At 65.3% G+C, this 12700-nt stretch carries 11 protein-coding genes; 9 read left to right on the top strand and 2 right to left on the bottom strand.

Annotated features, from left to right (window positions below; all coding sequences use genetic code 11):
• Positions 1-83 precede the first annotated feature (83 nt).
• Positions 84-1337, bottom strand: a complete 1254-nt coding sequence (locus CIT39_RS10055; protein WP_094975493.1) for an MFS transporter — start codon at positions 1335-1337, stop codon at positions 84-86.
• A gap of 227 nt (positions 1338-1564) precedes the next feature.
• Between CIT39_RS10055 and CIT39_RS10050 the strand changes: the two genes are divergently transcribed.
• The 9 genes from CIT39_RS10050 to CIT39_RS10010 all read left to right on the top strand — a co-directional run bounded on the left by CIT39_RS10050 (position 1565) and on the right by CIT39_RS10010 (position 12028).
• Positions 1565-2323, top strand: a complete 759-nt coding sequence (locus tag CIT39_RS10050) for an enoyl-CoA hydratase-related protein (RefSeq protein WP_094975494.1) — start codon at positions 1565-1567, stop codon at positions 2321-2323.
• A gap of 211 nt (positions 2324-2534) precedes the next feature.
• Positions 2535-4196, top strand: coding sequence for a bifunctional metallophosphatase/5'-nucleotidase (locus CIT39_RS10045; RefSeq protein ID WP_094975495.1), 1662 nt, complete (start codon positions 2535-2537; stop codon positions 4194-4196).
• Between the two features lie 133 nt (positions 4197-4329).
• The gene (locus CIT39_RS10040; RefSeq protein ID WP_094975849.1) at positions 4330-5259 is read left to right on the top strand and encodes a histone deacetylase family protein; all 930 of its coding nucleotides are present in this window, start codon (positions 4330-4332) and stop codon (positions 5257-5259) included.
• 73 nt (positions 5260-5332) lie between these two features.
• Positions 5333-5584, top strand: coding sequence for an exodeoxyribonuclease VII small subunit (locus CIT39_RS10035; protein WP_008132970.1), 252 nt, complete (start codon positions 5333-5335; stop codon positions 5582-5584).
• A gap of 607 nt (positions 5585-6191) precedes the next feature.
• Positions 6192-8120: a 1-deoxy-D-xylulose-5-phosphate synthase gene (gene dxs, locus CIT39_RS10030; RefSeq protein ID WP_094975850.1), complete on the top strand. Its 1929-nt coding sequence runs from the start codon at positions 6192-6194 to the stop codon at positions 8118-8120.
• 181 nt (positions 8121-8301) lie between these two features.
• Complete coding sequence (locus CIT39_RS10025) at positions 8302-8856, top strand: nucleoside 2-deoxyribosyltransferase (RefSeq protein ID WP_094975496.1); 555 nt, start codon at positions 8302-8304, stop codon at positions 8854-8856.
• Positions 8857-8883: 27 nt separating this feature from the next.
• On the top strand, positions 8884-9618 hold the full coding sequence (locus CIT39_RS10020) for a TlyA family RNA methyltransferase (RefSeq protein ID WP_094975497.1): 735 nt from the start codon (positions 8884-8886) through the stop codon (positions 9616-9618).
• Positions 9611-10858: a class I SAM-dependent RNA methyltransferase gene (locus CIT39_RS10015; RefSeq protein WP_094975498.1), complete on the top strand. Its 1248-nt coding sequence runs from the start codon at positions 9611-9613 to the stop codon at positions 10856-10858. Before CIT39_RS10020 ends, CIT39_RS10015 begins: the two co-directional genes overlap by 8 nt.
• Positions 10859-11032: 174 nt before the next feature.
• On the top strand, positions 11033-12028 hold the full coding sequence (locus CIT39_RS10010; RefSeq protein ID WP_244607558.1) for an Acg family FMN-binding oxidoreductase: 996 nt from the start codon (positions 11033-11035) through the stop codon (positions 12026-12028).
• Here CIT39_RS10010 and CIT39_RS10005 read toward each other — a convergent pair.
• A complete protein-coding gene (locus CIT39_RS10005) occupies positions 12025-12636 on the bottom strand; it encodes a hypothetical protein (protein ID WP_094975500.1) in 612 nt (203 codons plus the stop codon). The two genes, CIT39_RS10010 and CIT39_RS10005, sit on opposite strands and share 4 nt — an antisense overlap.
• Positions 12637-12700: the final 64 nt, after the last annotated feature.

Genomic DNA, 12700 nt, shown 5'->3' with positions numbered 1-12700 from the left:
ACTCGCTGTCCTCCCGGCCTAGTGTGCAATTGCGCACGGGGGCCGGGACGACATCAAGATTGTTGCGCGCGCTCCAGCCTCTCTCAGCTGATCGACACACCTTCGCGCGAGCGCTCCGCCCTTCTCCCAGGCCGCCACAGCACGATTCCCGCCGCCACTAGGTCCAGCAAGACGCACATCGCGAAAGCCGTGGTGTAATTGCCCGTCAAGCTCTGCACGAGCCCGACGATACCGGGACCGAAGGCGCTGACGAGTCCGCTGATCGAGGTGCCCAATCCCATTGCGGCGGCGAAGGCGCCTGCGCCGATCTCGCGCTGGATGATCAAGGGCGGAAACGTGATCATGTTGCCGATCGAGAAGCCGTAGACGGCGCAGCACACCAGCAGCACCGTCGGACTCTCGCTCTGCACGAGAACGAACAGCGCGGCCGCCTGGCTCGTCATCGACGCCGCACAGGCGAGCCTGGGATCGAGCCGGTCGACGAACAGGCCGAGCGACAGGCGGCCGACCACCGCCATCCCCGCCATGATGGTGACCGCGAACCCTGCGGCGGAGCGCCCGATCAGCGGCTCGAGAAAGCTCACCTGGTGAACGATGAACCCCATCTGCGCCAGAACCGCGATCGCGATCGGCAGCACCATGGTCCAGAACGCCGCGTTGGCGAGCAGCGTCTTGCGGGAATGGCTTGGCGCGGGCGCGCTGCCGCCGGAGGGGCGTCCGACCGATGCCGGCGACATCCCGGCGGGCCAGCCCATGAAGATCACGACGACAGGCAGCACCAGCACTATCATCGCGGTAGTGGTCGCAAGCATGGCGGCGCGAAAGCCGATGCTGTCGGTCAGCGACAGCAGCAGCGGAACGAGGATGATGCCGCCGCAGGTCGCGCCGTTGAAGGCGAGGCTGAGGGCGAGCCCGCGCCGGCGCTCGAACCAGGAGTTCAGCACCGTCGCGATCACCACCGTGCCCATGCCGGTCCAGCCGACCGACATCAGCGCATAGGCGAGATACAGCTGCCAGGGCGTCTGCATCAGCGCCAGCAGCACCGTCGAGACGCCGAGCGCCGCCAGGCCGCACAGGATCAGCGACCGCAAGCCGATTCGCGCGAGCAGATCGTCGGTGAAGATGACGAGGACGGAGGTCAGGAGGAACGAGAACGTGCTGGCCGCGGAGACCAGCGTGCCCGGCCAGCCATGGGCGCGCTGCAGCTCGGCGAGATAAACGCCCTGGCCGTACAGGCCGAAGCCGAACATGAAGAAGGCCATCAGGAAACAGGCCAGCACGACGCGCCAGCCGCGGTAGTGCAGCGAGGATTCGTCGACGCTGGCTGCAGCACTCATCAATCGGGCAACCGGCCAAATGGACCCACGCGGGATCGTGCACCACAACCATAGATTTTTCAAATAAAACATTGTAGCCATTTGTTGCGGCGCGTGGCCACGCGCCGGCCCTCCCGGAATTCGACGACGAAAAGGTTGAGCCCAGCGCATTGGCACGCCTGCGGGATGATGTAGGCTGATGCTTGCAAGTCTCGCGAGAAGCGTCGCGGCGGGCGCAGGGGGTTCTCATGCCGAACGGCAACGTCGTCCTCACCGAGGAACGCGGAACGCGCGTGATCAACTTGCGCCGGCCGGGCAAGAAGAACGCCATCACCCAGGACATGTATCGGGAAATGAGCCGCGCGATCGACACCGCGCAGAACAACCCCGACATCCGCTGCATGATCATCACCGGCGGCTCCGGCGTGTTCACCGCTGGCGACGACATCGACGATTTCTTGCACGCCGACACCGCGCGCCCCGAGACGCTGTCGGAGGGCGCCAAGTTTCTCTATTCGCTCGCCCTCAACGTCAAGCCGATCATCGCCGCCGTCGACGGCGCCTCGATCGGAATGGGCACCGTGATGCTGTTCCACTGCGACTACGTGCTGGCTTCGAACGCTGCGACCTTCTCCGCGCCCTACATCCATCTCGGGCTGGTGCCGGTCGGCGCCGCCAGCCTCCTGATGCCGAACACGATGGGATATCAGCGCGCCTTCGCGATGCTGGTGATGGGGCGGACTTTCTCCGCCGCGGAGGCGCACGCGGCAGGCTTCGTCAACACCGTGGTATCGCCGGGACATACCGAGGTCGAGGCGCGCAAGGTGGCGCGCGATATCTGCCGGCTGCCCGCCGAGGCGGTCGCAACCTCCCGCAAATTGCTGCGCGCGCCGGCCGAAGAACTCACCCGCCGCATCGACCAGGAAGGCCATCTGTTCGGCGAGCGGCTGAAGTCGGACGAAGCGGTGGCGGCATTCAACGCGTTCGCGAGCCGGAAGAAGCGGTAGGGGTGAGACAGTGAGAACCGTCTTCGCGAGACCGGTCTCGTAGGGTGGGCAAAGGCGCATTTGCGCCGTGCCCACGACTTTACTTCGATTACGGTCAGATGGTGGGCACGCTCCGCTTTGCCCACCCTACGATACTCGACGCTACGCGTCGCCCCGGATTGACGGCGAGAACCTTCGTGAAATCTTCGCGCGGACCGACTAATCTGGTTCCATGCGATACGCCTTTCGATCGATCCTTGCCGCACTCGCGCTGACCTCAGCCCTCCCCGCCTCGGCCCAAACCGCCGCGCCGGTCGAGCTGCGCATCCTTGCCATCAACGATTTTCACGGCAATCTGCGCCCGCCGCCGGGCGGCATCCGCATCGCCGATCCCGAGGACGGAGCCAGGAAGGTGATGGTTGCCGCCGGCGGCGCCGAATACATGGCGACGCTGGTCAAGCAATTGCGCGAGGGACACAGGAACACGATCTTCGTCGCGGCCGGCGATCTGATCGGCGCGAGCCCGTTCCTGTCGGCGATGTTTCACGACGAGCCTTCCGTCGAAGCGCTTTCGCTGATGGGGCTTGCGATCAGCTCGGTCGGCAATCACGAATTCGACGAGGGCAAGACCGAGCTGCTCAGGATGCAGAACGGCGGCTGTCATCCGGTCGACGGCTGCCAGGGGCCGCATCCGTTCACGGGCGCCAAATTCCGCTATCTGGCCGCGTCCACCGTCGAGACCGCGACGGGCAACAGCGTGCTGCCGCCCTACGAGATCAGGGAATTTGATGGCATCCCCGTCGCCTTCATCGGGCTGACCTTGAAGGAGACCGCGGGCATCGTCTCGCCGTCGGGCATCGCCGGGCTCGAATTCCGCGACGAAGCCGCGACGGTGAACGCGCTGGTACCGCAGCTGAAGGCGCGCGGCGTCGAGGCGATCGTGGTGCTGATCCACCAGGGCGGCGAGCCCGCTGGCGACTACAATGAATGCCCTGCCATTACCGGGCCGATCGTCGACATCGTCAAGAAATTCGACCGCGCCGTCGACGTCGTCGTCAGCGGCCACACCCACCGCGCCTACGTCTGCGACATCGACGGGCGGCTCGTCACCAGTGGCGACAAATACGGCACGCTGGTCACCGCGATCGATCTCAAGCTCGATCCTGTCACCCGCGACATCGTCAGCGCCAAAGCCGAGAACGTCATCGTCGCCAATGCCTCGCTGGCCAAGGACGCCGAGCAGACCGCGCTGATCGAGGCCTATGACAGGCTGTCGGCGCCGATCGCCAACCGGCCGGCCGGATCGGTGACGCAGACGCTGTCGCGCGTGCCGAACGAGGCCGGCGAAAGCGCGCTCGGCGACGTCATCGCGGACGCGCAGCTTGCCGCGACCAGGGCGGCCCAGGATGGCAGCGCTGTCATCGCGCTCACCAATCCCGGTGGCATCCGCACCGACATCGTCCCGAAGGAGAACGGCGCGATCACCTTCGGCGATGTTTTCGCCAGCCAGCCGTTCCGCAACCGCCTCGTGACGATGACGCTGACGGGCAGCCAGCTCAAGGACATGCTCGAGCAGCAATGGCTGGACCCGAAGCGACCGCGGATCCTGCAGGTGTCGAACGGGTTCAGCTATGCCTGGGATGCGTCGAAGCCATTCGGCGAGCGCGTGATGGCCGACAGGATGACGCTCAACGGCAGGCCGATCGAGCAGGCCAGCGGCTATCGTGTCACCCTCAACGATTACCTCGCGGTCGGCGGCGATGGTTTTACCGTCGCCAAACAAGGCACGGCGCCGCAATATGGCGGCTACGACGCGGACGCGCTGTTCGCGTTCTTCCGGGCGCACGGACCGATCGGACCGCTGCCGCTGAGCCGCATCCTGCGCGTGAATTGATCCGGATCAAACGGGCCGGAACGGGACGACCCTTTGCCATTCCCGTTCAAGCGCATAGATTGGGTTTTGCATTGCGTTTTGGCGCCGGATGCGCCAAGCGACGTCGAAAGCCCGCATCCATGAGGCCGACCTGATGAGCACGCTTCTCCTTTCCCACAAGGCCTGCCTCGACCATGTCACGCCGCCGGGACACCCTGAAAGGCCGGATCGCCTGCGCGCGGTCGAGGAAGCGCTGTCGCATGAGCGCTTCCAGTTTCTGGTGCGCGACCAGGCGCCTGAGGGCGATCTCGATCTCGTCACGCTGTGCCACAACGAGCACTACGTCACCGAGCTGCGCCACATCGCGCCGAGCAGCGGCCTCGTCTATATCGACGGCGACACCTCGATGTCGCCGGGCACATGGGAAGCGGTGATGCGCGGTGTCGGCGGCGCCGTGGCTGCCACCGAAGCAGTGATGAATGGCGAGCATCGCAATGCCTTCGTCGCGGTGCGCCCGCCCGGCCATCACGCCGAGATCGGCAAGCCGATGGGCTTCTGCTTCTTCGACAATGTCGCCATCGCCGCGCGCCATGCGCAGCGCAAATACGGCATCAAGCGCGCTGCCATCGTCGATTTCGACGTGCATCACGGCAACGGCACGCAGGACATCTTCTGGTCGGACCCGACCGTGATGTACTGCTCGACGCACCAGATGCCGCTGTTTCCGGGCACCGGTGCGACCGGCGAGCGCGGCGACCACGACACCATCGTCAACGCGCCGCTCGCTTCCGAGGATGGCGGGCCTGAATTCCGTTCCGCGTTCGAGAATCTGATCCTGCCGCAGCTCGAAAAATTCAGCCCGGAGCTACTCGTCATCTCCGCCGGCTTCGATGCGCATTACCGCGATCCGCTGGCCTCGCTGAATTTGCGCGCGGAGGATTATGCCTGGGTGACGCGCAAGCTGATGGATCTCGCCGACAAGACCGCGGGGGGCCGCGTTGTTTCGGTGCTCGAAGGCGGCTATGACCTGCAAGGACTGAAAGAATCTGTTACGGCGCATGTCGGCGCCCTGATGGGCGCGTGACGCACCCGCCACATTACGCCCGCAAAACTCTGCTGTTTTGCAAGAGCAGCGAATCGGGCAATCGGAAACGGATATGGCCGAAAATACCCAAGTCGACGTCTCCAGGCTCACCTTCGAGCGCGCGATCGAGGAACTCGAAACGATCGTGAAGCGACTCGAGGACGGCAAGGTGCCGCTCGAGGAATCCGTGACGATCTACGAACGTGGCGAAGCGCTGAAGCGCCGCTGCGAGGAATTGCTGCGCCAGGCCGAGGCGCGCGTCGACAAGATCACCACCGATGCCAGCGGCCAAGCCACCGGCACTGCGCCGCTGGACGTGCAGTAAGGAAGACCAAGGCTTTCCCAACCAGCCTCTGGCTGGTCTCGCGAAACCTCATCACGAGCGCGTGGCCGCCCACATTGATTTCACGATCGCACGGCGCTATCCGCTGAGGAGCGCGGTTCCGTGCAGCCGGATCGATGTCATCCATTGCGGAGATCGGTCCCTCAGGACCAAAAAGGGTCTCATTCAGGCGAAAATCCTGCCGAGGAACCGGGCAAGTCGGGAACCCCTGGCCCCGGCCCTGGGTTAACCACTCTGGCCCGCCGGTTGCATCTGCATACCCCTAATCGGTCCTGCGGGTTGGCTTTGGCCCAAGCTTTGGTGTAAAGCTGCGCGGAGTGTGGCTTTTTGCAAGCCTTGCGTGGGCAGAGAATTCCGACGACAAGCGCTTCAAACTGCTAATGAAATTGGCTGGGACGGACGAAGCCGATCTAAGTGACAGGGATCACAGAGACTGAACCGGAGCGCACTTAAGCTTACCTAAGCTTGAAGACGGGGCCTTGCCCCATGCAGGTGGCTCCGACGGTTTGAGGACTCGCGCTGCGCCGATATTGTGCAAACCCATCGCGCACCGGAATGACCTTCCGGCGCTGACAAATTGGAAATCGCCGTGAACGCATATAGTAAAACGCCGCTTCTCGACACCATCCGGACGCCGGACGACCTGCGCAAGCTCAAGATCGAGCAGGTTCGCCAGGTCGCCGACGAGCTGCGGCAGGAGACCATCGATGCAGTCTCGGTGACCGGCGGCCATTTCGGCGCGGGCCTCGGCGTGGTCGAGCTCACCACCGCGATCCATTACGTCTTCGACACGCCGCGCGACCGGCTGATCTGGGACGTCGGCCATCAGGCCTATCCGCACAAGATCCTCACCGGCCGGCGCGACCGCATCCGTACACTGCGTACCGGCGGCGGCCTGTCGGGCTTCACCAAACGCAGCGAGAGCGATTACGATCCGTTCGGCGCAGCGCACTCCTCGACCTCGATCTCCGCCGGCCTCGGCATGGCGGTGGCACGCGACCTCGCCGGCGGCAACAACAACGTTATCGCGGTCATCGGTGACGGCGCGATGTCGGCGGGCATGGCCTATGAAGCCATGAACAACGCCGGTGCGATGAACTCGCGCCTGATCGTCATCCTCAACGACAACGACATGTCGATCGCGCCGCCGGTCGGCGCCATGAGCGCCTATCTGTCGCGCCTTTACTCCGGCAAGACCTATCGCACGCTGCGAGAGGCCGCCAAGCAGATCAACCAGCGTCTGCCCAAGATCATCGCCAACCGCGCCAACCGCGTCGAGGAATATTCCCGCGGCTTCATGATGGACGGCGGCACGCTGTTCGAGGAACTCGGCTTCTATTACGTCGGCCCGATCGACGGCCACAATCTCGACCATCTGCTGCCCGTGCTGAAGAACGTGCGCGACATGGAGACCGGCCCGATCCTGGTCCACGTCGTGACACAGAAGGGCAAGGGCTACGGCCCGGCGGAAGCATCCGCCGACAAGTACCACGCCGTGGTCAAGTTCGACGTCGCGACCGGCACGCAAGCCAAGTCCAAGCCGAACGCGCCGGCCTACCAGAACGTGTTCGGCCAGAGCCTCGTCAAGGAAGCGGAGAAGGACGACAAGATCGTCGCCATCACCGCGGCGATGCCGTCCGGCACCGGTGTCGACATCTTCAACAAGGCCTTCCCCGACCGCACCTTCGACGTCGGCATCGCGGAACAGCACGCGGTGACCTTCGCCGCGGGTCTTGCGACCGAGGGCTACAAGCCGTTCTGCGCGATCTACTCGACCTTCCTGCAGCGCGGCTATGACCAGATCGTGCATGACGTCGCGATCCAGAGCCTGCCCGTCCGCTTCGCCATCGACCGTGCCGGCCTCGTCGGCGCCGACGGCGCAACCCATGCCGGCTCGTTCGACAACGCCTACCTCGGCTGCCTTCCGAACATGGTGATCATGGCGGCGGCGGACGAAGCCGAGCTCGTGCACATGGTGGCGACCCAAGTCGCCATCAACGACCGTCCGAGCTCGCTGCGCTATCCGCGCGGCGAAGGCCGCGGCATCGAGATGCCGGAAGTCGGCATTCCGCTCGAGATCGGAAAGGGGCGCGTGGTCCGCCAGGGCAGCAAGATCGCCCTGCTTTCCTTCGGCACGCGCCTCGCCGAATGCGAAAAGGCGGCCGACGAGCTCGCAGCCCACGGCCTGTCGACCACCATCGCCGATGCACGCTTCATGAAACCGCTGGATACCGAGCTGGTGCTCAAACTTGCCCGCGACCACGACGTGCTGATCACGGTCGAGGAAGGCTCGGTCGGCGGCTTCGGCTCGCATGTCGCGCAGTACCTGACCGATCAGGGCGCGCTCGACACCGGTATGGTCAGGTTCCGCACGATGGTGCTGCCCGACGTGTTCCAGGACCACGACACCCCGGCCGCGATGTACGGCCGCGCCGGTCTCGACGCCAAGGGCATCGTCGCCAAGGTGTTCGAGGCGCTCGGCAAGGACGTCAAGGCCGAGACGGTCAAGCTGGCTTGATGGTGAGTCACCTCTCCCGCGCGCGGGAGAGGTCGCGCCGAAGGCGCGGGTGAGGGCTTTCTCCTCTTGGGGGTTTCTCGCCCGCGGAGACACCCTCTCCCCACTCCTCTCCCGCAAGCGGGAGAGGGAGCAGAGCATGCGATGCGGCTCGCACCTCGACCCCATTTTTCGGCTTTGCTCCATGAAAATCTATCTGGCAGGCCCCGACGTGTTCCTGCCGGATGCGGTCGAGATCGGCCGGCAGAAGGTCGCGATCTGCGAGCGCTACGGGCTCACCGGCCTCTATCCCCTCGACAACGCGATCGACCTCACCGCGCCCGATGCCGCGCGGCAGATCTTCTGCGGCAACGAGGCGATGATGGATGCGGCCGACGCCATCATTGCCAACCTCACCCCGTTCCGCGGCGCCGGCGCCGATCCGGGCACGGTCTATGAACTCGGCTACATGGCCGGGCGCCGCAGATTCTGCCTGGCCTATTCCAACGACGGCGCCAATTATGCCGACCGGGTCGGTCGTTTCGTGGACGTCAGATCCGAGGACGGACGGCTGGTCGACGCACAAGGACTGACGATCGAGGATTTCGGCCTCGTCGACAACCTCATGATGATCCATGCGCTGGAGCTGCACGGCTGTCCATTGGTGACGCCGGCCGCGATGCCGATCGACCTCTGGCACGATCTGGCCGCGTTCGAGGCTTGCGTCCGGATGGCGGCTGCGCGATTGATCGCTACATAAGCGCTCGAACCCTTCTCCGGAGATCCGATGTCCCCTGCCCGCAAGCGCGCGGATGTTCTGCTGGTCGAGCGCGGCCTGTTCGAGAGCCGGGCGCGGGCGCGCGCGGCGATCGAGGCGGGTCTCGTCACGGCCGACGACAGGCAGGTGGCAAAGCCGTCGGAGACGATCGCCGAGGACGCGGTGATCCAGGCCGAGCCCGCGCACCCCTACGTCTCCCGCGGTGGCGTCAAGCTCGCCGGCGCGCTGGAACGCTACCCGATCGAGATCGAGGACCATGTCTGCCTCGACGTCGGCACCTCCACCGGCGGCTTCACCGAGGTGCTGCTGGCCAACGGCGCGAGCCTGGTGTTCGCCATCGATGTCGGCACCAGCCAGTTGCATCCCTCGCTGCGCGGCCATCCCAAGATCGTGTCGATGGAGGAGACCGACATCCGCAGCTATGAGGGCAAGCGGCTGCCGGCGCGGCCCGATGTCGTCGTCATCGACGTCAGCTTCATCTCGCTGAAGACCGTGTTGCCGGTGGCGCTATCGCTGGCGGCAGCGCCGATGAGCCTGCTGGCGCTGATCAAGCCGCAATTCGAGGCTGACAGGAAGCACAACAAGAAGGGCATCGTCCGCGACGCCGCCGTGCACCGGGAGATCTGCGACGACATCGCCGCGTTTGCCGCTTCGCTCGGCTGCACCGACATCGAGGTGTTCCCTTCCTCGATTGCGGGCGGCGACGGCAATATCGAATTCTTCCTGGGCGCGCGTCGTGGTTGAGCGCCTGACCATCGACCACGTCGGCCATCGCGGCGACGGCGTCTGCCTTGACGCCGGCGAAGCGATCTACGTGCCCTATACGCTTGGCGGCGAGACCGTCGAGGTCGATCACGTCGTGGGCAATCATCCCGACCGGCGCAAGCTGCTCGCGGTCGACCTCGCAAGCCTAGAGCGGATCGAACCGTTCTGTCCGCATTTCGGCGTCTGCGGCGGCTGCGCCATCCAGCATTGGGCGGCCGAGCCATATCGCGCCTGGAAGCGCAGCATCGTGGTCGAGACACTCGCACAGGCCGGCATCGATTGCGAAGTCGCACCGCTGGTCGATGCCCACGGCGCCGGGCGCAGGCGCATCACGCTGCACGGCCGCTTCGGCACGCATGACGTCCTCAAGGTCGGTTTCGCGGCGGCAAGCTCGCACGACGTCATTCCGATCGATCGTTGCCCGATCCTCGATCCGGCGCTGAATGGCGCGCTCGATGCCGCCTGGGCACTGGCGGAGCCGCTGACGTCCAGGATGCCGGTGACCAAGCCGCTGGACATCCAGGTCACCGCCACCGCCAACGGCCTCGATGTCGACGTCCGCGGCTCCGGCCCGCTGCCGACGCCGCTGGTCACCGCGCTCTCGCGCGTCGCCGAGCAGCACCACCTGGCGCGGCTGACGCGCCATGGCGAATTGGTGCTGCAACGCCTGGCGCCGACAATAAAGATGGGCCGCGCTGAGGTGACGCTGCCGCCGGGCTCGTTCCTGCAGGCAACCGTCGCGGGCGAGGAGACGCTGGCAGCGCTCGTCGCGGAACGCATCGGCAAGGCCAAGGAGGTTCTCGATCTCTTCTGCGGCGTCGGGCCGTTCGCTCTGCGCCTCGCGGAGAAGGCGCGCGTCACGGCCTTCGACAACGACGCCGGCGCCATCGCAGCGCTGGCGAAAGCCGCACGCACGCCGGGCCTGAAGCCGATCGAGGCCGAGCCGCGCGATCTGTTCCGCCGCCCGCTGGTGCCGCCGGAGCTGCGCGATTTCGAGGCCGTGGTGTTCGACCCGCCGCGCCAGGGCGCGCAGGCGCAGGCGTTGAAGCTCGCCGCGAGCAAGGTACCGGTGGTGGTCGCGGTGTCCTGCAACGTCGCCACCTTTGCCCGCGACGCGCGGCTGCTGATCGATGGCGGCTACAAGATCGACAGCGTCGTTCCGGTCGACCAGTTCCGGCACACGCCGCATGTGGAGCTCGTCGCCAAGTTCACGCGGTAGAGCGAGGGTTCTCCAACCTTGAGGCTCGTCAATTGCTCCGTCTTCCACCAGCGCTAAAAGCGTCCTGCGCAATTCAACGTGGAGCGAACCTTCGTGGTTGACCGACGTCAATTCATCGCGGCAGCGCTAGGACTTTCTACTGCAGCCGTCGGTGGCCCAGCTGTAGCTGCGGCCATGACCTATGACGAAGCGGCAACGTCATCACGCGTCGCACTGCAGGCCGTGCCTCGGGATCGCGAGCTCGTGCGCTTTGCCACCCTCGCCGCCAACAGCCACAACACCCAGCCATGGATCTTCTCTGCTCGCGGCAACGAGATCGCGATCGCACCGGACTTCGCGCGCCGCTGTCCCGCCGTCGATCCGGACGATCATCACCTCTTCGTCAGTCTCGGCTGCGCCGCCGAAAACCTCGTCCTCGCCGCATCCACGCTGGGCTGGCGCGCCGATCCGGTCATCGATGGCGACCGGATCGTGATCGCGCTCGAGCAGGCCCCGCCGGCCCCATCGGCGTTGGCGGCCGCAATTCCAGCCAGGCAATGCACCCGCGCCACGTTCGACGGAAGGCAGGCCGCGCCCGAGATATTGCGCCAGCTCGAGAACGCCTGTCGCGAACCTGACGTCACGGCCATACTGATGACCGAGCGCGCCGCGATCGCCGGTGTCACCGACTATGTGCTCGAGGGCAACTCGGCACAAATGCGCGACAAGGCCTTCATGCGCGAGCTCGTGAGCTGGCTTCGCTTCAACGAGACCGAGGCGCTCGCGACCATGGACGGGTTATTCTCGCCTGCGTCGGGAAATACGTCCCTGCCGTCATGGCTGGCGCGGCCGCTGCTGAAGTTCTTCTTCACGGAGAGCGGAGAAAACAAGAAATATCGCGAACAGCTTGCCAGCTCCGCGGGCGTCGTCGTGCTCGCGGCAGATCGCAGCGACAAATCACACTGGATCGCGGTCGGCCGTGCCTGCCAGCGCTTCGGCTTGCAGGCGACCGCGCTGGGACTGAAATATTCCTTCGTCAACCAGCCGGTGGAAGTGGCGACGCTGAGGCCGCAATTTGCGACCTCGCTCGGGCTCGGCGAGAGGCGTCCCGATATCGTGATGCGCTTCGGTTACGGCCCGGACCTGCCGAAGTCGCTGCGGCGTCCGCCGGAACTGGTGATGCGATCCTAACGCCGAAGGCCGCTCAGGGCCGGCGACTCGCCGGGCAGCATGTTCGATCTGATATCGCTATCCATGCGGCCGGTATCCTGCTGGATGAAACCGGCTCCGAACGACAGGCTGAGGTTGGAGGTCGGCTTGAATTCGACACCGGCAAATGCGCTGGTGCCGGGTGCCGCGCCGGTCAACGGCGCAACCGAGCTGCCGATGCCATTGCCATATTTCAACGTGTCGAAACCGGCGAAGAATGTCACGGGCATGCCACCCATCGTCTTGGTGTTGTAGCCGAACTGCGTGCTGTCAAATGAGAGCGCACTGAAATTGCCGGCAAGTCCGTTCTGACCGAGGCCGGTCTGACTGAGCCCGCTCCAATTGAGATTGCCGCGCTGGCTGCCGACGAAGAAGCCATTCGACCCGCTGCGCCAATCCGCACCGCCGGCATTGAAGCTGGCGAAATTACCGTCAGTATCGGAACTCTGGCCCGCGCCACCGCCGAGGCCGAAAGGCCCGCCGGGGATCCAATATTGCAGCGGCGCAACCTGCGCATAGGCGGGTGCCGCGGTCAGGCAAAGCACGGCAAGCAGAGTTGCAAGATGACGTGATGAGACGAGGCTGGGCATAGAAGGCTACCGTGAGGACTTTTGCGGATTATACGCCTCGAACATCCCCAATGCCAGCGGAGCC

Source organism: Bradyrhizobium symbiodeficiens (assembly GCF_002266465.3).
In the GTDB taxonomy this organism is placed as follows: domain Bacteria; phylum Pseudomonadota; class Alphaproteobacteria; order Rhizobiales; family Xanthobacteraceae; genus Bradyrhizobium; species Bradyrhizobium symbiodeficiens.
This window is presented reverse-complemented; position numbering and strand designations above follow the sequence as displayed.